General features: G+C 52.0%; 21 protein-coding genes. 10 read left to right on the plus strand and 11 right to left on the minus strand.

What is annotated here, in order from left to right:
* The first annotated feature begins 319 nt into the window (after window positions 1-319).
* From ACOOGA_RS12375 to ACOOGA_RS12395, 5 genes are all read left to right on the plus strand, one after another.
* Window positions 320-919, plus strand: a complete 600-nt coding sequence (locus ACOOGA_RS12375) for an RNA polymerase sigma factor (RefSeq protein WP_417459816.1) — start codon at window positions 320-322, stop codon at window positions 917-919.
* Window positions 885-1,985, plus strand: a complete 1,101-nt coding sequence (locus ACOOGA_RS12380) for a FecR family protein (protein ID WP_420428786.1) — start codon at window positions 885-887, stop codon at window positions 1,983-1,985. Before ACOOGA_RS12375 ends, ACOOGA_RS12380 begins: the two co-directional genes overlap by 35 nt.
* Before the next feature lie 97 nt (window positions 1,986-2,082).
* Complete coding sequence (locus tag ACOOGA_RS12385) at window positions 2,083-4,731, plus strand: TonB-dependent receptor domain-containing protein (RefSeq protein WP_417459818.1); 2,649 nt, start codon at window positions 2,083-2,085, stop codon at window positions 4,729-4,731.
* Between the two features lie 179 nt (window positions 4,732-4,910).
* Complete coding sequence (locus ACOOGA_RS12390; protein WP_420428788.1) at window positions 4,911-5,948, plus strand: alpha/beta fold hydrolase; 1,038 nt, start codon at window positions 4,911-4,913, stop codon at window positions 5,946-5,948.
* A complete protein-coding gene (locus tag ACOOGA_RS12395; RefSeq protein ID WP_417459820.1) occupies window positions 5,948-7,372 on the plus strand; it encodes a serine hydrolase domain-containing protein in 1,425 nt (474 codons plus the stop codon). Before ACOOGA_RS12390 ends, ACOOGA_RS12395 begins: the two co-directional genes overlap by 1 nt.
* 275 nt (window positions 7,373-7,647) lie before the next feature.
* On the opposite strand, the gene ACOOGA_RS12400 is transcribed toward ACOOGA_RS12395, so the two are convergent.
* The 4 genes from ACOOGA_RS12400 to ACOOGA_RS12415 all read right to left on the minus strand — a co-directional run bounded on the left by ACOOGA_RS12400 (window position 7,648) and on the right by ACOOGA_RS12415 (window position 11,052).
* A complete protein-coding gene (locus ACOOGA_RS12400) occupies window positions 7,648-8,394 on the minus strand; it encodes a YkgJ family cysteine cluster protein (protein WP_417459822.1) in 747 nt (248 codons plus the stop codon).
* Window positions 8,395-8,403: 9 nt separating this feature from the next.
* Window positions 8,404-9,033, minus strand: a complete 630-nt coding sequence (locus ACOOGA_RS12405; RefSeq protein ID WP_417459823.1) for a class I SAM-dependent methyltransferase — start codon at window positions 9,031-9,033, stop codon at window positions 8,404-8,406.
* Between the two features lie 92 nt (window positions 9,034-9,125).
* Entirely contained in the window at window positions 9,126-10,292 is a 1,167-nt protein-coding gene (locus ACOOGA_RS12410) for an MFS transporter (protein ID WP_417459824.1), read from the minus strand.
* Between the two features lie 19 nt (window positions 10,293-10,311).
* On the minus strand, window positions 10,312-11,052 hold the full coding sequence (locus ACOOGA_RS12415) for an SDR family oxidoreductase (RefSeq protein ID WP_417459825.1): 741 nt from the start codon (window positions 11,050-11,052) through the stop codon (window positions 10,312-10,314).
* Window positions 11,053-11,155: 103 nt separating this feature from the next.
* Here ACOOGA_RS12415 and ACOOGA_RS12420 point away from each other — a divergent pair, with 103 nt between their 5' ends.
* Window positions 11,156-11,761 carry a TetR/AcrR family transcriptional regulator gene (locus tag ACOOGA_RS12420; protein ID WP_417459826.1) on the plus strand — a complete coding sequence of 202 codons (606 nt, stop codon included), beginning with the start codon at window positions 11,156-11,158 and terminating at the stop codon, window positions 11,759-11,761.
* Here ACOOGA_RS12420 and ACOOGA_RS12425 read toward each other — a convergent pair.
* Window positions 11,758-12,129 carry a winged helix-turn-helix transcriptional regulator gene (locus ACOOGA_RS12425; RefSeq protein ID WP_417459827.1) on the minus strand — a complete coding sequence of 124 codons (372 nt, stop codon included), beginning with the start codon at window positions 12,127-12,129 and terminating at the stop codon, window positions 11,758-11,760. The two genes, ACOOGA_RS12420 and ACOOGA_RS12425, sit on opposite strands and share 4 nt — an antisense overlap.
* A 170-nt stretch (window positions 12,130-12,299) precedes the next feature.
* Between ACOOGA_RS12425 and ACOOGA_RS12430 the strand changes: the two genes are divergently transcribed.
* The 3 genes from ACOOGA_RS12430 to ACOOGA_RS12440 all read left to right on the plus strand — a co-directional run bounded on the left by ACOOGA_RS12430 (window position 12,300) and on the right by ACOOGA_RS12440 (window position 16,147).
* Entirely contained in the window at window positions 12,300-13,385 is a 1,086-nt protein-coding gene (locus ACOOGA_RS12430; RefSeq protein WP_417459828.1) for an NAD(P)H-dependent flavin oxidoreductase, read from the plus strand.
* A 30-nt stretch (window positions 13,386-13,415) separates the two neighbouring features.
* Window positions 13,416-14,033, plus strand: a complete 618-nt coding sequence (locus ACOOGA_RS12435) for a glutathione S-transferase family protein (RefSeq protein WP_417459829.1) — start codon at window positions 13,416-13,418, stop codon at window positions 14,031-14,033.
* A gap of 107 nt (window positions 14,034-14,140) precedes the next feature.
* Window positions 14,141-16,147 carry an ATP-binding protein gene (locus ACOOGA_RS12440; protein ID WP_417459830.1) on the plus strand — a complete coding sequence of 669 codons (2,007 nt, stop codon included), beginning with the start codon at window positions 14,141-14,143 and terminating at the stop codon, window positions 16,145-16,147.
* A 21-nt stretch (window positions 16,148-16,168) separates the two neighbouring features.
* Here ACOOGA_RS12440 and ACOOGA_RS12445 read toward each other — a convergent pair whose 3' ends face one another.
* Window positions 16,169-17,881, minus strand: coding sequence for a sensor histidine kinase (locus tag ACOOGA_RS12445; protein ID WP_417459831.1), 1,713 nt, complete (start codon window positions 17,879-17,881; stop codon window positions 16,169-16,171).
* On the minus strand, window positions 17,878-18,765 hold the full coding sequence (locus ACOOGA_RS12450; RefSeq protein ID WP_417459832.1) for an ABC transporter substrate-binding protein: 888 nt from the start codon (window positions 18,763-18,765) through the stop codon (window positions 17,878-17,880). The genes ACOOGA_RS12445 and ACOOGA_RS12450 overlap by 4 nt, the downstream gene beginning before the upstream one ends.
* Before the next feature lie 261 nt (window positions 18,766-19,026).
* Between ACOOGA_RS12450 and ACOOGA_RS12455 the strand changes: the two genes are divergently transcribed.
* The gene (locus ACOOGA_RS12455; RefSeq protein WP_417459833.1) at window positions 19,027-20,286 is read left to right on the plus strand and encodes a serine hydrolase domain-containing protein; all 1,260 of its coding nucleotides are present in this window, start codon (window positions 19,027-19,029) and stop codon (window positions 20,284-20,286) included.
* Between the two features lie 65 nt (window positions 20,287-20,351).
* Here ACOOGA_RS12455 and ACOOGA_RS12460 read toward each other — a convergent pair whose 3' ends face one another.
* From ACOOGA_RS12460 to ACOOGA_RS12475, 4 genes are all read right to left on the minus strand, one after another.
* Window positions 20,352-20,750: an ExbD/TolR family protein gene (locus ACOOGA_RS12460; RefSeq protein ID WP_417459834.1), complete on the minus strand. Its 399-nt coding sequence runs from the start codon at window positions 20,748-20,750 to the stop codon at window positions 20,352-20,354.
* Window positions 20,751-20,760: 10 nt separating this feature from the next.
* A complete protein-coding gene (locus ACOOGA_RS12465) occupies window positions 20,761-21,378 on the minus strand; it encodes a TonB family protein (RefSeq protein WP_417459835.1) in 618 nt (205 codons plus the stop codon).
* 116 nt (window positions 21,379-21,494) lie between these two features.
* A complete protein-coding gene (locus ACOOGA_RS12470) occupies window positions 21,495-22,034 on the minus strand; it encodes an NAD(P)H-dependent oxidoreductase (protein WP_420430675.1) in 540 nt (179 codons plus the stop codon).
* A gap of 161 nt (window positions 22,035-22,195) precedes the next feature.
* Window positions 22,196-23,554, minus strand: coding sequence for a tetratricopeptide repeat protein (locus tag ACOOGA_RS12475; RefSeq protein ID WP_420428790.1), 1,359 nt, complete (start codon window positions 23,552-23,554; stop codon window positions 22,196-22,198).
* Window positions 23,555-23,569 lie beyond the last annotated feature (15 nt).

The following is a 23,569-nucleotide window of genomic DNA, read 5'->3' on the forward strand; positions in this document are numbered from 1 at the left end:
CAAGTCATGAAAAATGGGTGGCCAAAACTATGACCACCCACTTCCGAAACACCATTTTTTGAGTCTCACTTCTGGTGACGCTTGATATACGTCTTCACCTGATCTGGGCACCACAGCGGCTCGAGCTTGGCTGCGGCGCTTCTGTTGTCGTTGATGACCTCGGTCTTTGGTTTGGCACGTTGGTGCGACGGAGGATGGTCCCGTCAATGTCGGTGGCATAAGTTCATTAATCAAAATATGATAAAAAATATGGCGGGTTTCTGAACCCTAACGCTCTCATTACATAGTGGCGGTGTATCAGGGCGATGGAAAGGGTGCGATGTCGAAGCGTAAAAATAGGATACTGGGTACCTTTGCCGAATACCGGGATGTTCTGGTGCGCGGTCTGTTGAGGTTGTCTGTAAGGCCATCAGATGTTGATGACATATTACAAGAATCTTTGACACGTACATTGGAAGCAAATGAAACCCGCGAAATTGATCACCCCAAGAGCTATTTGTTCACGGTGTCTCGCAACATTGTTTTTCGGGACCAGGAACGCAGTGCCCGAGAAGTACAATGGGAAATTGATGAAGCTATTCTGGAATCGCATACAGCCCCAATTGACCGAGAGCTATATTATAAACAAATGTTAGAGGTGTTTTGGGAGGCTTTAGAAACGCTACCCCAATCGCACAGACGGGCGATTTTATTGCGCAGAGTATACGGTTTTTCGCACAAGCAAGTAGCCAAGAAAATGGGCTTGTCCGTTAATACGGTCGAGAAATATTTCGCACGTGGCATTAAGCGCTGCCAGGATGTCATGGCAGGGCGCGGTTATGGTGTGGAATTTATGGGGCAGGTTTCGGCAAAAGAAATAAACAAGAAAACAGCGGCGGGTAAGCATGCCAGAAATGGTAAAGGCGACAGAAATGAATGATGATCCAAGCATCGTGCCCTTGCGGCAAGAAGAGAAACAAAAGTTACAGGCGGCGGATTGGCTCGCCAAGTTGGACCGCGGCGACTTAACAGCAGAAGAACGTGCAGATTTTACGGACTGGTTGGCGGAAGATCCGAAGAACAAGGATTCAATTCAGCAGGCGGCGGACCTTTGGTATGGCCTTAATGAACCTTTAAGCAGGCTTGCGCCGCTTATGGCAGGGGAAGGACAGGAGGAGGGGCGTGCGAATGGTCAGATGCCGCTGGGCCTATTCGGTCCGGCTTTGGCGCGCCTTAAGGTAACGGCTTTTGCAGTGGCTGTCCTGCTCATCGGCGTTGTTTCAGCGAGTATCTTTTTGTCATCTCCATCTGCAGATGTGGAAAATTATTATGCCACAGCTGTTGGTGAGACGCGGATCGTTGATTTGGTTGATGGGTCACAGGTTCATCTGAACACCGATAGTATTATTGAGCAGTCATATTCCGGGGAAGAACGCGTTGTTCGTTTGATTGCTGGTGAGGCAATCTTTGATGTTGCTCATGATAAGGAGAGGCCATTTCTGGTCTACGCAGCGGATGGTGTTATTCGTGCAGTGGGAACACGCTTTGCCGTACGTGTGGCTGAACACAAGGTAAGTGTGACTGTTACTGACGGCCGAGTTGCACTTGCCCGGCGGTTAGACAAAAGCATGGCTCAAAACAATGTAATGGATGCCTTGGTATATCAAGAAACACCTATCATGGTAAGTAAAGGCGGGGCTGCCGACATAGGCAGGACCGAAACCAATGTCCAACAATCTGTTTCTGAGCGTGATCTGGCTAAACGCCTTTCGTGGACTACAGGTCAGTTGGTTTTCTACGATGAAGACCTGCAGTCTGTCATTGACGAAGTGGCGCGCTATACGACGGTAAAGATCAAGGTGATGGATGACGCCCTGAAGGATAAGAAAATTACAGGAATTCTTCAAATTGGCGATGTGGATTTGATGCTGGAGGGTGTTGAAGCTGCCTTAAATATCAAGGCAAATCGTATAGAACCCAACCTTGTGCATTTGACTGCGAGTTAGATTGAAAAAAGTAGCCCAGAGACCTTAATGACAGAAAAAATATAAAATATGTCCGGTTTTTTCACCCACCCTGCTCTCATTATATAGGTCGTTAGAGATGACGGATTTGAAACAACGGCCGAGGGATAAATGGGGTGGACTACGCAGGTATATTGGGTTTGTTTTAATCTTCGTTGGATTAAGCTGTGGAAATGCCGTCGCGGCAATCGCTGATGGTCCAGCACTAAAACACTATACTCTCGATATACCTTCCTCCCGAATTGATGTTGCTCTCTTTGCCTTGGCGCGAGAAACGGGGAAATCATTAATTATTCCTTCGGGTGATACAGCCACTGAACGCTCTCAGGCACTAAGTGGCACGTACACGTTGACCGAAGCACTCTCGATAATGCTCAGGGATACAACCCTTGCCGGCGGCCTAACCGAAAACGGGGTCATTGTGATCTCGTTCAATGAAGCCAAAGGGCGAGGTCAGGCCACAGAGCAGGGCCGGGAGGAAAACACAATGAATAATAGCAAGCTGAAAAAGAGCTTACTGGCAAGTGTTGCCAGTTTCCTGTTTGGTGCAGGGGGTGCGCATGCGCAGGACAATGCTACGAATAGTAGCGCCTTTGACCTGGACGAGATTGTGGTGACAGCTACTCGTCGAGAATCGAGCGTGCAGTCAACAGCGTTGAGCATTAGTGCGTTTGGCGGCAAAAGCCTTGAAGAAAAAGGCTATAATAGTATTGGCCAGTTTATCGATACTGTGCCCGGCGTTACAGCTAATGACGAAGGTGGCGGTTCAAACAGAATTATCATCCGTAATATCAATACTTCCACGCAAGAGTCAGGCAGTTCGTCGGTAGCCACATATTTTGATGACTTTGCCCTCACTACAACCAGCTTCTCGACAGCAGCGGATATCCGTCTGGTTGATGTGAGCCGTGTGGAGGTGTTGAAAGGCCCGCAGGGCACACTTTTTGGCCGTAGTGCCATGGGCGGCATAGTGCGTTATATTTCCAATAAGCCCGACACTGAGGCTTTTGCCGGCGGTCTCAATACTTATCTTTCTGATACTGCGGACGGCGGCTCCAATTATGGCGGGCATGGATATTTGAATATACCTGTTGCGGAGAACCTGGCTGTCCGCATGACAGGCTATTATTACGACAACGCAGGCTTCATCGATAATGTGGAGTTGGGCATTGACGATATTAACGAAGAAAAAACATGGGGTGGCAGACTTGCGGCACACTGGGACGTAACAGACACCTTCAGCGCTGATTTCACCTATCTCTATCAGAGCCAGAATGCAGGGCCTAACTCTGTCACCACAACTCGCACCCCTGGAGATTTGAACATAGCAGGTGACGAAGGGCCTGATGTTCCCTTTGATCTGAATGCGCGTACTGCAATTGGTGGTGTAGTTGAGGAACGCGACAATACGTATGAGTTTTTCAATCTAAAACTCGAAAAAGATTTTGAGGGTTTTACGACAACATTTTTGGCGACACGCAATAAGCTGAAGTTCGACTTTACGTTTGATCAGAGAGAGTTCGTTGGCTTTAGGAGTGGCTGTGCCTGTGATATTCCAGCCGATGGCAACCCTTCTCAGGATACAGAAACGGATATCCTCGAGTTACGCTTTGTGTCTTCCAGCGATGGCTTTTTTGATTGGATATTCGGCCTTTATTATGAGGATGAAGAAACAGCCATTAAGCAGTTCAATATTTATAAAGGACCTGATCAGATACTGTTTGGTCTAATACCGTTCACCGACGGAGATGTGGCCCTTGACTCTATCGATGCGATGAATGGTGAAGAACAAGCGGTGTACGGTGAACTGGGCCTGAACTTTACAGCCGCAACCAAGTTCACGGTTGGATATCGGCGCTCTCATGTTGAATTTGACAGGCTGGGCATCAAAGCGGATGGTATCTTTAATGCGTTTAACGGAGCAGGTGCCCTTGTCGGACTTCCTTTTGATACCAGTGAAAATGTTAACACCTTCAAGTTTTCGCTAGAGCATCAGTTGAACGACGATGTATTTGCCTATGCTACGGCCACCTCAGGGTATCGTCGGGGCGGCTTCAATTTGCCAACAGCAATATCTGAATTTTCCACTTTTGATTCCGATACTCTCTGGAACTATGAGTTAGGTATCAAATCAACATGGTTGAATGGTCGTTTGATCGCCAACCTTTCAGCTTATTTGATTGACTATACAGACATCCAGCTAACTGTTCAGGACCCGATTACCTTTGGCAGAACGACACAAAACGTTGGTAAAGCGCAGGTGACAGGCCTTGAATTCAGCATGGTGTTCCAAGCCAGCGAAGCTCTCAACCTTTCTTTCAATGGTGCGCTCAGCAACCCTAAACTGAAAGAAGATGTGCCGGGTGGTGTGTCAGGTAAAAATGGTGATCGCCTTCCTGGTTCAGCGAAGGAAAGTTTTGCGATTACAGCTGATTGGGCTCGGCCGCTGAACGATGAATTGTCGCTATATAGTATCGTGACATACAAATATGTTGGCGAGCGATTGAATGACTTTAACCTGGATCTTGATGTTGCTCTGCCATCTTATGGTCTCGTCGATGCCCGTATAGGGCTGCGCAGTGTCGATGGGTATAGTATCTCTTTGTTTGCAAACAACTTATTTGACGAAAAGGTACTGTACGGCATCGACCGTCAAGGTCCGTTTTTTGAGGCAGCGAGTACAAATCGTCCGCGTACGATTGGCCTTAATCTCGCATATGATTTCTAAAGCCGACCTATTCCTCTTCTGACAAAAATCACCGCTACAGAAGAGCCTGTCGAGGCTCTTCTGTAGAAGAGACATAAGCAAATTCCTGTCCACAAGACAGCAGGTGTTCCAGCCTGCTTCTATTCGGCTACGTAAGGATTTACATGATGAAATACTGTCTTTTTCACCCAATTATAACATTGGCCTTGAGCTTGTTTGCCATTGGTGCGCAAGCAAACTCACCACAAGATATTTTGCCAGATACCTCAGAGAACCGCGCTCGTGTAGCTGCAGCATATGAACAGTATTTGAATATTGATAGAGAGCATGGGCGTTTCATTGAGGTCAATGGCATCAAAATGCATTATCTGGAGTGGGGAGACGATAGCGGTGTGCCGCTTATTTGGTCACATGGATACAGTAGCACAGGATTTGAGTTGGTGAATGTCGCTGACCAGCTTGTTGAAGCCGGTTATCATGTCTATTCCATTTCATATCGCGGCCACGGTCACACTCAAGTTGACAACTATGAGTTTTCCCTCGCGCATATTGCCGATGATATTGCCGCGATGATGGATAAACTTGGCATTGAAAAAGCGGTTATTGGCGGCCTTTCTCTGGGGGGAGGTGTGACGACCACCTTTTATGAAAACTATCCAGAGCGCGTGCTCGGTATCGTTCTGGAAGATGGTGGCGCGGATGCTGTGCAGCTCCGGACAGAAATTATGTACGAGCAGATGAAAGCCATGTTGGAGCATATGCCTGCGATGCAAATGCCAGTGTTTCAAGACCGTTTTGCAGGAATAAAGTTTATGGCGAACTTATATGTTCCGGGATGGGGTGGTGAATTTCCCAAATTATCAATGGTTGCTCTTCATTCCTTTGTGGTTGAAAAAAAAGACGGTACGTTTGGCATGCATCATGATGATGCCAAAATGTTCGATGCCTTTGGTGAGGCGGCAATTAATCCCGGCCTAACCCATAGGCTTCCCTTGCTGCACCAATCCTGGCGCCGTGTTCATCCTTATATCACATACCGTAATCTGTCAGTTCCGATGGTCATTATTGACCCAACAGGGGACCTGTTTGACGCGACGGGGTCCTTTGAAAAACTGCGTGATATGCACCCCGACCTGATCACACTTGTGGACTATCCAAACACCCCTCATGCGGCCCATCCCATGCGTCCAGAATGGTTTGTGCGGGATTTAGAAGCCTTACTTGAGAGGATTAAATAATGAAATCGTATCTGTATCTCGCGGTATGTACCGCTGTTGGAACCATATCTTTGCAAGCTCAGGCAAACGAGCACCAGGACATGGCAACGATTACTAAGGAAATGGCGGCGGGTGCGGGTGCGAAACTGGCCTGTTCAGGTGTGTTCCTGCAAAACCGTACCCCTGAAAATGTGGTTCAACGTGATCTGAGGCCCATTGCATATCCCTTGTTAAAGGATGTTGAGTTTGGCTTTGATCAGAACACCAAGATAGCCACGGCAATTGCGGGCGATGTAAAGCGATCTGCCCTGTACCGCCCCGGGGTGGGGTGCACACTTATGTTGGATAACAGCACCCCGGACCAACTGCTTGAGCAAGCAAAAGAAATCGCTGATAATTTTAGGCCCCGACGTGCGCAGGAGTGGCCTTTAGGCGATGAAGTGTCTTTGGACAGGAACCGTAGAGGCGTTGACTGGAAAAAACTTGATGCTGCTGTAGATGCGGCTTTTGTTGATGCTTCTGAACATCAGACCGTTGATACACGGGCTGTCCTCGTTGTCTACCAGGGGAAGATTGTTGCAGAGAAATATGCTGAAGGCTTTAATCAAGAAAGCCGGTTTTTAGCGTGGTCAGCCAGCAAAAGTGTTGCCAGTGCGCTGATTGGAACAATGGTAACCAGGAATAAGCTTGCGCTAGACGAAGCGGCACCGGTTTCAGAGTGGTCTGCAGAAGGTGATGCACGCGGTCAAATTACGCTTCGTAGTTTGCTGAATATGACAAGTGGGCTTGAGTTTACAGAGCCCTATATTCCAGGGAACGACAGCACGAACATGTTGTTTCGTGAAGGATATATGGCGAAATACGCAGCGAATAAGCCTGCTGAAACAGCGCCTGATACAAAGTGGTATTATTCATCGGGAACGACAAACATATTGTCTCATATCCTGTTTGATGCAGTAGGGGGCACTCTGCAAGACGTACACACCTATGCCTGGGATCATTTCTTTAAGCCAGTGGGCATGACAAGTGCTGTGTTCGAGCCGGATGTGTCCGGTTCGCATGTTGGTAGTTCATACTTTTATGCCACAGCCCAGGATTGGGCACGTTTTGGTCTATTATTTTTGAACGAAGGCATGGTTGGTGACAAGCAGGTCTTGTCTAGAGAGTGGGTGGCTTATACGCGATCAGTTACACCGCTGGCTCCAAAAGGTATGTATGGCGCACAGTTTTGGCATAATCGTGGCAGCCTGGATAATGAAGAGGACCGTATGTTAGTTGATGCACCCAAGGACCTGTTTATGGCCGCAGGGTATGCGGGGCAACATATTGCGATTGTTCCCTCGAAAGATGCCGTTGTGATACGGTTTGGCTGGACGAACAGGGGAGAAAAGTTCGATGTCAATAAGCATTTCTCAGAAATACTGAATGCGTTACCCGAGAAATAAAGGGTGATGAGGAAGTATAGTGAGTTTGGCATTGTATTGTGCCCTCAGGTGTTTTTTTTTGGTTCGTGACGGTTATGCAAAAAATCCGAACCAAAAATCCTCCTTTAAGTAAACCCGCTAACCTGTCCCATAGGCGCTGACGGGGAACAGTAGGCATGCAAATTCTTGGGGGTGCTATCGAGGGATATAACTACTTGAGGAAGAAAGAAACGCCGGGGCACGTTATCTTCCGAGTTCCCTCTGCGATGACGAGCCTGGTCCTCTCAGGCCAGCTTCTAGAATTGTTGAACCAGCTCCGCATATTTTCTGAGAAGGGGCGTTTTTTCAAACAGGCGGTCAACCCGTTTGGTATAGGCAAAGGCGTTTGCGACATAGGCCCTGTCTTGCGCGGTCAGGCCCACCTGTTGGTGTTTTGCCAGAAACCGCGGGTGAAGCAGGCTCAGCAGTGTCCACAACGATAGTGGTTCGTTGCTTTCATTACCGGTAGCTTCGCCGCCGGTAGCCTCAGGTTTTGGGGCCTGCCACATCTTGAGGATGGTGTTGGCCGTTAGCGGCGTCTGTTTTGCGGGCGCAGGCGCGCGTTGTTTCAACATGCCCTGCGGCACGTTTGCCAGAAGCCATGCTCCCCTTGCTTTCATGTCTGCGACATGGCCGAGCGCGCTTTCAAGGTCATTGCTGCCGTTCAGAACACCGCGTGTTAGCGAGCATAAATAACTGCGGCACGCGCCGGGGCGCGTTTCATAAATGGAGCATGATGTGCCTGACAGCGCAGCACAGGGCTGGCTGAAGATGGTTTTGCCGTCTTTGTCTGCGCGGATTTTGATTGGTGTGCCCTTCAGGGCTTCAACGTCTTTTTCCTTCAGGGCAACAAAGGAAAACAGCGCGCCATTGCAGCACAAGCCGCAGGTTTGGCACAACACGGCAGATTGCTGCGCGGAAACTATCTCCGGATGCTGTGCCTCTATGCTGTTTTCCTCAACGTCCACAGTTGGTTCTGCCCGTTCGGTGTATTGCGTATACACCAGTACATATCACGCTTCACTTTTCCGCGCGATGATGAACACGGCCTTCTTGGGGCCGGGGCGCCAGTTGTGTTCAAGGGTAAAACCAGCACTTGTGATCATGCTTTCAAGCTCCTCCTCTTTCAGGAAACCCACATGTGGCGGTGCATACCCAACCAGGCGCGCGATAGGCAGGATGTATTTGAAGAATCCCAAGCCGTCCTGAAGGCATACGGTGCTGGAGACAAACAAACCGCCGGGTTTGAGCATTTTGTGCACACTGGCAACTGTTGCTTCGGGTTCCGGCAACAGGTGCAGGATCGAATGCGCCATCACCATGTCAGTGCTGCCATCCGGCACGGTCAGCTCGTCAATCGGCGAGCATTCAAACGTCACATTTGTGATGCCTTGGGCTCCGGCCTTCTCCCGCGCGATGGCGAGCATGTTCTCAGAGATATCAGTGGCGAGGATATGTTTCACGTGTGGCGCATGCAAAAGGGCTGTGCTGCCAGTGCCGCAGGCGATCTCAACCACCTCCATCTCAGGGGTGAAGTAACTGCGGGTAAGCTCTAATTTGTGTTCATAGGATGCCTGATCGGCAATGGATGACTTCGCATAACCTTTGGCCATACGGTTCCAGAATTTCGCTGTCGCGCTCATGATGTTCCCCCATCTGTCGCTTGTTATATAAATCGATTGCAAGACTTATGTGGGGATTGGGGCGGGAATGTGTAGGGGCGCCGCATATCTTTCTATACTTGCCGGCTTGTTCGAGCCAGCACGGTTATTGTCAGGGCACTCAGGAGTATGCACCCAGGCCATATGAAGCCAAGACCGCCGTGCGAGAGTGCTATACTCCCCGCCGAGGCGCCTATAGCGATGCCGAGATTGCATACGGCGATATTAAGAGAAAGGGCGAACGCGCGCGCCTGAGGCGTGGCTTGCATTACCCTGATTTGGCACGCGAGGAAACTGCCAGAATGGGCGGTACCCCATAAGGCGAATAACAAAAGGTTCAGCCATGCCCCGTTTGTTACGACGCTGAGCATGGCGGTGCAAAGCGCGACAGCAGTGGTAAGGATGCCGGTAGTAAGCCTTGGGTGCTTTTCTACGTGGTGAGCTGCCAGGCTGTTGCCCCAAATGCCGGCAATGCCAAAAAGGAGTAAAACCAGCGATGCCACGGTTTCGTTCGTTCCGAGAAATGCAGTACCAAACGCGTGGTTGATGAACAGCCGGATAAAGCTATAAGGCATAAAAAGAACAGCAAATGTGAGTGCCGAAGCAGCAAGGTGCCGCAATACCATCGGCTGTTTCAGAATACCCAGTTGGTTCGCGATGCTGCTGGTTTGTGATGCCGGTACAGGCGTGGAAGGCAGCAGAACATGCGTGAGCAGGGAAGCTCCAGCAAGCAGGAGAAAGAGCACTGTAAGCCCAAGGTATGCTTCAAGCGCGATAAAGGCAGGCACGACAAACACAATACCCATGATGGTGCCGAGATTAACACGAGCCACAGCGAGAATTTTGTCTTTAGGTGGCGCTAGTTCCGCCGCGAGTGCACTGGCGACGCTGATAAAAGGGGTAAGGAGAGCACCCTGCAATATACGGATGCCGCCATGGAGCCAGAGGTTTGGTACCATAGCCAATGCGAGATGGCTGAGCATAAGTGCCAGCATGCACCTCTTCAACACGACAGTCGGGCTATAATCAGACCAGACAAGTGTTAATAGAGGCCCCAGGATTGCGGCAGATAACGCAAAAAGCGAGATGAGTATGCTGGCGTGACTTTCTGTAATCTGTAGGGAGACTGCTATCGCGGGCAGCGCCCCCACAAACAGGAATTCCGTTGTGACAATGACCGCCGCACCAAGTGCGAGCGGAAACACCGTCGGACGCGTTGTGGGGGAGACGCCAACTTTCATGCCAGGCCTGGCCATCAGATTAGGCGTTGGCTCCGTGGTCGATCGTATATTCAGCCCCAGTGATAGCACGCGCCTCCGGGCTTGCGAGCCACGCGATCAGTGCTGCGACATCTTCCGGATCGCTGAAGCGGCGAATGGCCATCATATCGAGCTGGCTAGCGGCTGCTTCATCGTCTGCTGGGTTCATATCGGTGTTGGTTGATCCAGGATGCACAATGTTGACGGTAATGCCTCGGGGACCAAGGTCGCGGGCAAGTGCCTTGGTGAGGCCTGTAAGTGCGGCTTTGCTGAGCGAATATAAGGTAAGGCCTTCAAAAGGCGCGCGCACAGCCAACGTGCTGCCAATGTTGATGATGCGGCCGCTATCACTCATAAGGTGTGCAGCAGCGAGGCAGGCTTCATACACGGCACGAATGTTAACGTTCGCCGTTCGGTCATAATCAGCCATGGTAAAATCCAGAACGGGTTTTACATCGAAGATGCCAGCGTTGTTCACCACAATGTCAAGCGCACCATAGGCCGCGTGCGCTGCCTCAACCGCTGACGTGACAGCGCCGTTCTCAGCGTTATCTGCCTGCAGGGCCAAAGCTTTCAGGCCATTTTCTTCAAGCTCGGCGACCAAGGCGTTTGCCTTCGTTTCGTTCGAGTTGAAGGTAAAGGCAACGCTTGCGCCCTGATGGGCAAGAGCCCGCACGGTGGCGGCTCCGATACCGCGGCTTCCACCGGTTACAAAGGCTACTTTACTGTCGAGAGTTTGCATGGGGGTATCCTCAATTTATGTATTGATCGATACATAAATGTACCGCTTGTCTCATACCGTCAAGTGATTTATTTATTGATCGATACAAAATAAGGAGAAGCCGATGGCTATGAGAGGAAGGCCGCGCGCGTATGATCGCGAGGATGCGCTGAGAAAGGCGATGCACGTTTTCTGGGCCAAGGGCTTTGAAGGTGCTTCGTTGAGTGATCTGACTACCGCCATGGCATTAAAGCCGCCCAGCCTTTATGCAGCGTTTGGCAGCAAGGAAGGGCTTTTTGAAGAGGCGATTTCCCTTTATTCAAAGGAGGAGGGAAGCGGAATCTGGGATATGCTCTCGGTAGCTGAAACAGCTTTTGATGCGGTACGTCATGTACTTGTGGCGTCCGCGAATGCCTTCACCCAAAGTGACCATCCCAGAGGGTGCATGATTGTTTTGGCCGCGCCACAACCGAACGGAGCCAACCAGAAAGTGTGTGACGCGCTCAGGGCTCTGCGGGCACAAAACATAACACTTCTGGAAGAGCGTTTTGAGCAGGCAAAGGCAGCGGGTGAAATCTGTGAGGGAGCGGATACGCATGCTATTGCGGCATATTATGTGTCTGTACAGCACGGTATGACATTTACGGCGCGGGACGGTGCTTCACGAGAGACCCTTCTCGCGGTAGCGCACTGCGCCCTCGCGGCGTGGCCTGCTTTAACTCAGGCCTAAGACGGCGAGCCCCCGCGTGTGCTTTTTTGCCTGCGTTCTTTCAGCCGGTGGCCGACGCTCACAATGGCGGCAATGGCGGGCTGAAGCTCAGCGCCCAGATCGGTCAGCGAATATTCCACCGTTGGTGGGGAGGTGGGCATCACCCTGCGCTTTACGACGCCATCCGCCTCAAGCTTTTTCAGCCGTGTGGTGAGCATTTTGGCAGAGACGCCGGGGATATCATCCTTCAGCTCGCTAAAGCGGCGCGGGCCTTCGCTCAGTTGCAAGATGATGTTGGGCGTCCAGGCACCGCCAATGATCGCGAGGCAGCTGTTGAGCGGGCATTCATGCGGTGGTGGGGCCACCTTGCTTTTGCGTCTTGTGAGCATATCCATCTCGCGGACATCAATAAAAATGTAATATTCATAGATAGTTACGGTCTGGTGACCTACTTACCATATGGTAACTTATAAATACCTGGTTACTTCTTGAAACTTAGTATGCCGTGGTTATCTCAATCCGTAAAGCTTGCTCACTTTATGGAAGGAGAACACGCCCCATGTGGCAGAAAACACGCTTTACCGAAGCTGTCGGCATTCAGTATCCCATCATCCAGGGGCCTTTTGGTGGTGGCTTTTCGTCGACCGAGCTTGTGGCGGCGGTTTCAAACGCAGGCGGGCTTGGGTCCTTTGGGGCGCATAACCTCTCGGCAGATGAAATCCTCAGCGTTACACAGCAGATACGCGCAACAACAGATAAGCCGTTTGCGCTCAACCTCTGGGTTTCTGTGGTTGATGAGGGCGGTGAGGGGCTTGATGAGGCCGGTTATCAGAGCGCGGTAGAGTTTTTCCAGCCCTATTATGACGAGCTTGGCATGCAAGCACCGGGCATGCCCAAAGACCATGTGGAGCAATATGAAGCACAGGTTGAGGCGCTGATTGCAGCCAGGCCAGCTGTGTTCAGTTTTGTGTTTGGTATTCCAAGCGCGGAGGTGCTGGCGCGGTGCCGGATAGCGGGCATTAAAACACTGGGTGCGGCCACAACCGTGGCGGAAGCGAAAGCGCTTGAGGCCGCAGGGGTTGATATGGTGCTGGCCACGGGCTTTGAAGCGGGTGGGCACCGGCCGTCTTTCATCAAACGAGCGGAAGAGAGCCTCGTCGGTACACTCCCTTTGGTGCCACAGGTGCGGGACGCCGTGGGCATTCCTGTGGTTGCTGCTGGCGGCATGGGTGATGCACGCGGTGTTGCGGCAGCGCTAACGCTTGGGGCTGACGCTGTGCAGCTTGGCACCGCCTTTCTCGCGTGTGCGGAATCAAACACCACCGACCAGCACCGGGATTTGATTTTTGACACCGCCGCAGATGAGACCGTTCTTTCCCGCGCTTATACGGGCAGGCTTGCTCGCTTTTTGCCCAACCGCTTTGTGGCGGATGTAGAGAGGGTGAAAGCCTTCCTGCCGTTCCCGCTTCAGGCATGGTTCACCACCCCGCTTAAGAAAGCCGCCCTGAAGGCTGGTAAACCTGAGCTTGCTTCTTTTTACGCAGGGCAGGGCGCACCGCTCCTTAAATATCGCCGCGCAGCGGATGTCATGGGTGCGCTCACGGATGGCGTCACACAGATTTTCAACAAACCCACAAACACTTAAACCTAGTTAAAAATGAAAAAGGAGACAGATATGTATCAGCTTTATTATTCCCCCGGCGTCTGTTCGCTGGCGATCCACGCCCTGCTTATAGAACTGGGCCAGCCGTTTGAACTCATTAACAAAAGCGATGTTGAAGACTTTGCCACCATCAACCCGCTGGGGGCTGTGCCTGTGCTCAGGGACGGTGACATGCTGATCCGTGAAGGGGCTGCAATCGTGCTTCATCTTGTTGAGAAACACGGCAGTGACCTGTTGCCTGCGGCTGGCACACCGGGGCGGGCAAACGCGCTGCAGTGGTTACTGTATGCTAACGCCACTGTGCACCCAGCCTACAGCAAGCTCTTTTTTGTGGCGCGGGCTCTGGACGGCGATGCGGCACAGGGTAAGGCGTTTGAGGCTGCGGCAGGTGCGGCTGCCAAGCTTTGGTCGTTGGTTGATAAACAACTCCAGGAAACCCGGTTCGTGACCGGTGACAAGGTCAGCATCGCCGATATCATGCTGACAGTTTACGCCAACTGGGGCGGCTATTTCCCTGTGGATATCCCACTTGGTGAAAATGTGCGCCGCATGTTGGCAGAGGTATCTGCCCTACCGTCCTTCCAGCAAGCGTTGGGCGCTGAGGGGGTGGAGTATAAGGCTGCGGCCTAAAGCTCTGCGTTATTGAGTATAAGCGCGCGCTGGCAAACGCTGGTGCGCGCTTCATTTTAACGGCTGCTTAACCGCTCTGACCTATAAGTGTTTGCGGGGTCAACGTAATGGTGAGCATGCTAGAAAAATACAAAAAGCGTATCCTTGTTACCAGCGCCCTCTTCCTGATCGGGGGCGCAATCCTTTTCTATTTCCTTTTGCAGGCACAGGCGCAGGAACATCATGCGCGGTCAACTGACCTTGTGTCGGAGTACCGAGCGGTTCTGGAAGAAAAACTCATCCAGAACCTGGCGCTGACGGCCAGCCTGAAGTCCTATATCTCCGTCGAACCCGAGATTGATCAGGCTCAATATGAGGCGTTCGCACGCGACCTTCTTACTCAGGAGAACCAGATCAGAAACATGGGTGCGGCCCGAGACCTGATTATCTCGCACATGTACCCCCTTGAGGGGAATGAAAAGGCTGTCGGGCTCAACTTCCGCACCAATATCAAGCAGTTTGAAATGGTTGAACGCGCGATTGAAGAGAATACCACGGTCCTTGCTGGTCCTCTCACGCTTGTGCAAGGCGGGCAGGGTATTATCGCTCGACAGCCGGTTTTCCGGGCAAGTGACGGCACGCTGTGGGGTATGGTGTCTGTTGTGCTTGATGTGGACGCGTTGCTGACAGAGGTGCACGCGGTGTTGCCTGATGCCAAGCTCGCTATTCGCGGCAAGGATGCCCTTGGCAGTTCGGGGGACATGATCTTTGGCGACGAGACATTGTTTTCCAGTGATGCCGCGACGCTGTCGACACTGAAGCTGCCATCCGGTAGTTGGCAGCTTGCGGCGGAGGCCCCTTATGCACCAAGGCGGCACATTATCCGAGTGATCTTTTTGATGGGCGTTTGCCTTGCTTTTCTTTTTGCTGTCAGGTTTCTCAGGAAACAGGAAGCCTATGAGAATGAGCTTTTGCTTGCGAAGCGGGAAGCAGAAGCAGCCAGCTTGGAAAAATCCAAGTTCCTTGCGCATATGTCACACGAAATACGTACACCGATGAACGGCATGATTGGTGTGATTCAGCTTCTGGATCAGGAAAAATTATCTGCGGGACAGAGGGATTTGCTGGAGGCTGCCAAAAGCTCGGCCGATAACCTGATGCATGTGATTAGTGATATCCTTGATTTTTCCAAAATCGAGGCACGGCAATTGACCCTTGAGGAAGCCCCGTTTGTTCTGGATAAGATCCTCAATTATATAGAACGCAATGCCCGCACCAGCCTTGGCGAGAAAGATGTGAAGTTTGAGCTGGTGCTTGAAGATGGCCTGCATCGTTTCTGGATAGGGGACGAAACCCGCATCGGCCAGATATTGATGAACCTTGTCAGCAATGCGATTAAGTTTACCGATAAGGGCACGGTAAGTATCCGTGTTGCGTCACGCTATATGGACAACCAATCCATGCTCGAGTTTGTGGTGTCTGACACCGGTATTGGTATTAGTCAGGAGGAACAGAGCAAGATTTTCAGCTCATTTGTGCAGGCCGATGCGTCTATCAATCGGCGTTTTGGCGGTACCGGGTTGGGCCTTTCCATTGTGCGCAGTCTGATCGATCTGATGGGAGGTACGATCAAGCTTTATAGTAAAAAGGGGGAGGGTACGCTTTTCCGTATCAGTCTGCCGCTCAAGCAAGGTGAGCGGCGCCAGAAAGAACGTACACAGGACTCCGCCGCTGCCCCGGACTTGCGGGGCCGCATGGTTCTGCACGCCGAGGACGTAGAGCTGAATTCTGTACTTTTCAGCAAGATGATGCGCCCCACGGGCTGCACCATCGTGCGCGCTATCAACGGTGCGGACGCAATTGCGAAGATGCGCGAATGTGCGTTTGATATTGTTTTCATGGACATACAGATGCCGGAAATGGATGGCATTACGGCAACACGGGAAATTCGCAAATTCAATGCAGATGTCCCTATTGTTGCGCTTACGGCAAACGTTACTCAGGGCGATGTGAAACTATACAATGAGTGTGGTTTTGCCGGGTTTCTCGCGAAACCCACGCGGCTCTCCGATCTATACAAGTTGCTGGCGTCACAGCCATTGCAGCCTCAGCCGGACCTGCCAGTCTCAATTTAGGCGATCAGCAGGGTCTATAGCTCAGATATAGTCGAAATCATCGTCTGATTTGTGAGTATCAAGGGGTTCTGGGTATTTGGGTAGTGTGAGATGTACCTTGGTGCCCTGGCCTTTTTCAGACTCGATCTTCATGTCGCCTTTCATAAGCAGCACAAAATGTTCAACCAGCGGAAGTCCAAGGCCGGTGCCTGAGCCCTCATCCTGCCGGATGTACATATGTCCGCTTACCTGGGCAAAGGGCTGCATGGCGACATCTATTTCCGCTTCGCTCATGCCAATGCCCGTATCGGCAATGGTGAGACAATAGTTGTCACCACATTCATAGGCATGAACGGAAACCTCACCGTCGGCCGGGGTGAATTTCACGGCGTTTGAAACAAGGTTGATGATAACCTGCTTGAGGATGCGCGTATCAGTCCTGACCTGAAGGCGAGGACAATCCAGGCTGAAGCGCAGGTTCTTGCGCTCAATGAATGGCTGGCTGAGTGCCGCGGCCGCCGTGACAACCTCATCCAGCAGCGCGTCCCTGATTTGCAGTTCAAACCTGCCAGCCTCGAGCTTGGATAGGTCGAGAATATCATTGATGATATCAAGCAGGTGTTTGCCGCTATCGCAGATATAGGTGAGATATTCTTTTTCCTGCTCTGGCGTCACCGGGATATCGCCTTTCAGCATTTCGGAAAACCCAATCACAGCGTTCAGCGGTGTGCGTAGCTCGTGGCTCATGGAAGCGAGGAACTTGGATTTAGCGATATTGGCGGCCTCGGCCTCCTCCTTGGCGAAGGTCAGTTCCATCGTGCGTTCCACCACCATCTGCTCCAACCGGTCCTTTTGCTCAGCCTGCAGAATATCGTGCTGTTTCATCTCTTCCAGCATGTCTAGGAAGGCGATTTGTAAGGTCGTTAATTCGCTGGAATTGTGCTCTGAACTGGCGGATGCGATGGCAGAAAGGTCCTCGCTTTCCATCGCGTCATCAAGGCCGTTGGTGTAAATCTTCCGCGCGATGCGCGTGAGGGTGTCAAGTGGGGCAATCCATGCCCGAAGGAGGATGGATGCGACGGCAAGACCAAGAACGGCGAGGAAAGCGGCAACAAGCCCAGCACGGCTGATGAGCGTATCAATTTGTTCGTGCATTCGTTCGGTTGAAAGCCCGACCCGAACCATGCCAATGATATCCGAATGGGCCATGTTGCGGTCCATTTCTTCTGGCGTATCACTACCGGCAATGACATCGCGCAGCACGGGGGCGCCGATATGATAGCCGGGCATATCGGAAGAGCTGGCCGCTGCGTCGGAAAGCTTCTGAATGACGATTTCTTTTGTAGCGAAGGTTTCCTCCAACAAGGTGTCGGCAACCTCCAGCGGTCTGATATCTTCAGGTAGACTGATGAGCATCACGCCGTCTGAGGCCACAACATCAATGTGTATGATGTCGGGGTCGAGCAGGTAGGGGGCCAGCGCTGTTTTAAGGAGCTCCCGGTCGGCTACCAGAAGCCCGAGTTTGACGTTCTCTGCAATGCCAGCCGCAGCAACACGCCCGCGTTTTTCAAGATCAGCGGTCATGAGTTGGCTGGTGGTGCCGATAAATACCATCGCCATCATGCCGCCAACGGCGGCCACGAAAAGAACGAGAAAAGCGATAGCGCGTGTTCTGAGCGTAAAGCGGTCAACAAAGCTCCGCGCACTGGGGCGAGAGGAGGCCGGGATCATGGGGGTATCGTCAGGTAAGCTCATTTAAAAACCACCTCCCGGCCTTTAGGTGTTGTTGCGCCGGGTATATGACGCATTGTGCGCTCATTGACCTCAAGGATGAAAATGTCCGCTTCGGACGTGATGTCCGTCAGGGTGGCACCTGTTAGTCGCGCCTGAGACGCAGCGCCAATTCGCCCCCCAAGCTTCACCGGGTCTGCTTGCAATGTCGCTGTCATCCCCATATTCACAAGTGATGAGGAATAGACAAAGGTCGGGATCTGGTTTTCCAATGTCAGCCTCAGGATATAGCGCACAGTATCACTGTTGAGCACCATTGGGTCACGCAGGAAAATAAGGCCGTCAGATTCCTTGATGGCCTGCCTGAGGCCTGCACCTACGTCCTGAGGGGCTTCCACATAATAAACACGCAGGTTGATGTGTTGTGCCTGAGCGGCCTCAATGACGCTTTGGCGTACGGGCTCTAGCGTTTCCCGGCGGGCAATAATGCCAACGGTCTGGATGCCGGGTTTCAGTGTTGCCAGCGCTTCAAGCTGAAGCGGAAGAGGGGGGCGAGCATCAAAGAATGTTAGCTGGCGGTTGCTGATTAAATCCTCATCCGGTTCATCATGCACGGTGAACAGGGTCGGTGTGTCTGGCAGACCGTGAGCAATAAGACTGGCAGCGCGTGGCCCCAGGGCGATAACCAGATCGAGAGTGCCGTCTGCTTTTCTCAGCCGCAGGTCTTTGATGATTTCACGACCAATGGAAGGCTCGCGCTGCATATCCATATATTTGATCGTGCCGCAGGCCGGGCAGTTTTTGCTGATACCGTGCGCTATCTGCATGCTGGTGTGGTGCTTGTACGAATCGACGATGATCACGTCTGCGCGCAGGGAAGGGCCCAGGGTTATAACTGCCGCGCTCAACCATATAGCCCAGAGAGGCCATAGTAGAGGTTTGAGAGGCATGAGCATCCGGTTCATAGAATTCCCAGTCTATGACCCCCATTGAGGCCAGTTTACGCCATATCCCCTTGGGGTTTCTAGAAATATTGTAACCAAACATGGTTAGGGCAAAGTAAACGCTAAAGGGCCACGCAGTTAGTGCGGGCCTTGCCGCCTTTTCTCGGGCCTTCTATTGCCTTGATCCGGGCTTGGGCTATCTTTTCACTGAGGGAGGATGTCACCATGAAAAAATACATACTGTCGCTTGTGTTAGCCTGTCTGCTGCCGATGGGCGTTTTTGCCGCTGAGCTGCCGGAAGCTGACCCCGCCGAAGTGGGTCTTTCTGCAGAAAAACTGGCGGAGATGAGCGCGCATTTTCAGGCTTATGTAGACGACGGCAAGTTGGCTGGCTTGACGACGCTTGTTGCGCGCAAGGGCAAGGTTGCGCATTTCAAAACCTATGGCGCGCTTGATATGGAAAGTGGCCGTACGCTGGCGGAGGATGCCATCTTCCGCATCTATTCCATGACCAAGCCTGTCACCGGTGTGGCGCTTATGATGCTCTATGAAGAAGGCAAGTTTGAACTGGACGACCCGGTTTCAAAATATATTCCAGAATTTGCTGACGCCCGCGTTTTCAAGGCTGAAGCGGAAGACGGCACGCTTGAGACAGAGCCCGCAGCGCGCGATATCACTGTGCGTGACCTGATGCGGCATACTTCTGGCCTTACCTACGGTGTTTTTGGTGATACGCCGGTTGATAAAAGTTACCTCAAGAACCAGTTGATTGGCGTGGACCAGCCGATGGCCGAGTGGGTGCCAAGGCTTGCCGAACAACCGCTTCTCTATCAGCCAGGCGCAGCGTGGGTTTACTCTCTTTCAGTTGAAGTGCAGGGCTATCTGATTGAAGTGCTTTCGGGCCAGCCGTTTGACGAATTTCTGAAAGAGCGGATATTTGACCCGCTGGAGATGAGCGACACAGATTTCTATGTGCCTGCGGATAAGCTTGATCGTTTTGTTGGCATCTATGAGCTGGACGAAGAGAAGAAGCTTATTGCTGCCCGCAACAAACTCCTGCAGGACTATTCAATCAACCCCCAGTTCAAGTCTGGTGGTGGTGGTCTTGTTTCCACAACGGCTGACTATTGGAAGTTTGCGCAAATGGTCGCAAACGGTGGCACCATGAACGGTGTGACATACCTTAAGCCTGAAACGGTTGCCATGATGTCCAAGAACCAATTGCCGGAAGCACTGCCGGGCATCGCCGGTGGCAAACGCGGGCTTGGTTTCGGGCTTGATTTTGCCGTTGTGCTTGACCCGGCGAAGTTTGGCAATACGGGTGAAGTTGGAGAGTTTTTCTGGGGCGGCATGGCCAATACGGTATTCTGGATCGACCCCACCCACGATATCGTGGCGATCCTGATGACAAACATCCTACCCACCGGTGTTTATGATGTCAGAGGCGAGATGCGCACTTACGTGAACGACGCCATCGTCGACTAGGTAAAAGGAAAAAAGGGGTGGCAAACCTTCGCCACCCCTTCCCCGCGGTTCCGTCGTAACGCCCATTACTCAATCAGAACCGCAATCCTCTCGTTCGGCATGCCTGCTTTTCGCGCTTCGTCATGTAGGCGAACAAAGGCTCCTGTATGCGCCCCGGGGTTTATGGAGATCACGACCGGTGCTTTGGGGCGCAACACGCTCTCTCCTTTGATGATGGGTTCTACGAGCCATGGGTCGATCAACCGTCCTGCATAAAAGATGCGATTTTCCGCGTCTATCTGAAATGCGATCGGTTCAAGCGGTGACTTGGGGCTCGAGCCTTGCGGCATATTGGGCCTAATGCCCGTTTCCCGCATAAAGGTTGCGGTGACAATGAAGAAGATGAGCATGATAAATACGATGTCGAGCATGGGCGTCATATCGGCTTTTGCCTGAGCGCCCGTTTTGGTGCGTATTGGTCTCATGAAATGCCTCCTATTCGCCAGCCAGTTCAAACGCCATACGGAAGCGCACACCTTTGGAGGCATAGGCCTTGCCGTCAACCACAGTGGGTTTGTACTTGAACTTCGAGATCGCTGCTAAGGCTGCACGCTCGAAATACCCCGCAGGGTTGGCTTCTATGACTTGGGCGTCCTCAACGGTACCGTCCTCGGTGACAGTGAACTCAACAACAACTGAGCCTTCTGTGCCGCGTTCGAGCGCGCGGCGCGGGTACTGTGGCTGTACACGCACAAGCGGCAGGCGTTCACCGTCGGAAAAACCAAGTTGGATTTTGGTGTCGTTGCCTACCGACACCGGCCTTTGTGGGCGGGCGGGCAGGCCAATTTGGGGGCCGCCGGTAGTTGGCGGGCGATCAATCTCTATTGGCTCAAGTTCTATAGGTTTGGGCGGGGGAGTTAGACGTTCAATTTTGCGAACCGGTTCGGGAATGGGGCTCTCGATAACGCCATCGAATTGGAGAACAGAGACATCATCAAGCAGCTCAAGCCCGTCATTGCGTACGAGGTTTTGCATCAGAAAGAACAACATGAAGGTGGTGAGCGCTGCGCCCGACATGATGGGAAGCGCCCTTGCATATGGTGTGATGGTCATAATACCCTCCTGAATCGTTACTATGTAACATTATCATGAAAAGGCATTAACAAAAAGTTATAATATAACTTAAGTAGCGTTTGCGCCCAGCTTTCTCATTCGGGCGAATAGTCGCTCTAGGTCACGATCTGTTTTTTCTCTACCATGCCAACCACCGTTGTTCGGATCGGCGCGACGCCTGAGAACGCCAGTATGTTGCGGCATAAGACCTTGAGGCCCTGCGATAGGTAGAATACCCGATATGCAATGCCGGGCATTCCCATAGTGACAATGACGCGGGCCGAGCATCCTTTAAGGAGCGAGCGCCATTTGGTTGGGGAGGCGGCTCTGGCTGTAAGCGAGGGCCGCAATGCCTGCTCTAGAAACCCCTTTAGTTTCGCCGGCATGGAGCCGAGCCATAAAGGGTAGATGATCACCAAATGTTTGGCCTGCAGGATGGCGTCCTGAGCAGCAAGAAGCGTTGCGGGTGTATCGCCTGTTTCCCATTCAACCTTGCTTGTCAGGAGTGGGAAATCGAGCGCGCCAACATCGACACAGGTTTCCTGATGCCCTGTCGCTTCCGCTGCTTCCCTATAGTGCGTTGCGAGCGTATGGCACAGGTGCTGTTCCTTGTGGTCCGGGTGTCCCTGCAGGATGACGATGGTCTTGGTGATGATAGACCTCCTTTAACTATGGAGACAGTGTACCGCGATTGTGGCGGGATTGGTTTGACGCGCATCAAGCAGATGGCAGCCGTGCGCCGATAGGCATGTAGGGCCCCACAAAAAAACGGCGCCCCAAGGAGCGCCGCTTGTAATCTGCCTTTTGTCTGGAAGCTTTAGCCTTCGAGCATTTCCTCGCGGGCTTGTTCGGCTCTCAGATAGTTGCGCCACTGAGTGATCATGCGCTTGTCTTTGCGGTCTTTCGCCATGCGGTTGGCCGTATCAAAAGCTGCATGTGCTTCTTTGAAGCGCTTCAACTCTGTGAGGGCCTGCCCCTTCTGCATCACAGATGTAAGGCGCTTGTCAGCGTCTTTTTCATCTTTGGTGCCATCGAAGGATTCAACCACATTGTCAAAGCTTTTGACGGCGTCTGTATAGTGGGTCAACTGCATCTGCACCTGTGCAATCTGGAACCACAGGTCACCGTCTGCCTCGCTTTTCGCAGCAGCAGTCAATGGCTTGAGCGCACGCTCATACTCGGTGGCCATCAAGTAACATTGGCCAAGAGTTCTGTAGTTCTGTGCGGTTTTCTCGATACGGTCTTCTTTGAAGGCTTTCTCAAGAACCCATGCACATTTGATTGGTGCACCGCGTGCAAGCTGGATCTGAGCAACGTTTACCAGCTGAAGCGGCTTGTCATCAAGGAACCCTTGTTTGTAAGCCGCTTCTGTCAGCGAGTAAGACGTCTTTTCGTCACCAAGTTCCTGATAAACACCAGCCAGCTGAATCCAGTATTGTGGCTTCGGCCAGTTGATCAGCAGGATCTCAAGCACATCGCGAACCTTGGTGTATTGACCAAGTTCCCAGTGTGCGGAAAGAGCCATGCCGTACCAGGTTTCCTTCACTTCGACTGTGTCCACAGCCTGAGCGTCGGAAATAGCGCGGTAGATGTAAGCCAGTGAGTTGTCGAAATCGGTCAGGGTGTAATAAACCTGCGCGATAAACACGAGGTGGTTTACACTGATGACCTCAGCCCGAGGTTCCCATTTCTTCACATACTCGATGGCCTTCTGGTAGTTTTCTTCGCTGTAATACAGCTGAGCTAGGCCATAGATGATGTTCAGTTCAAGCGCTTCCGGGATGCTTTCCGCATATTGAAGGATTTGTTCGTAGGCACGGATCGTGCCTGCGGTGTCGTCCTCTTCATAAGAAATCATCGCGCGAAGTTGCCAGGCAACGGCACGTTCATAGTCGTTGATGCGTTTGCTTTCGAGAGTATCCGTAAGGATCTCCTTGGCTTCCACATACTCCTTGAGGTCCATTGCCTCCTGAGCTTTTTGGATCTTCTTGTGGATATCCACGCTCATGGCAGGAACTTTACGGGTTTTTGCCCGTGAAGCGTATGATGACTCTTCCTTCTCTTGCGCGAACGCTTTACTCCCCAGAGGGGTGCCCTCAGGCATTGGCAGAGCGGCGAGGATCGCAGCGGTTGCCAAAGCCATAGGAAGAGACTTGATGGTTTCAATCATGTTCATGACGGTCTCCTGTCC

The organism is Kordiimonas sp., assembly GCF_965216265.1.
GTDB lineage: Bacteria > Pseudomonadota > Alphaproteobacteria > Sphingomonadales > Kordiimonadaceae > Kordiimonas.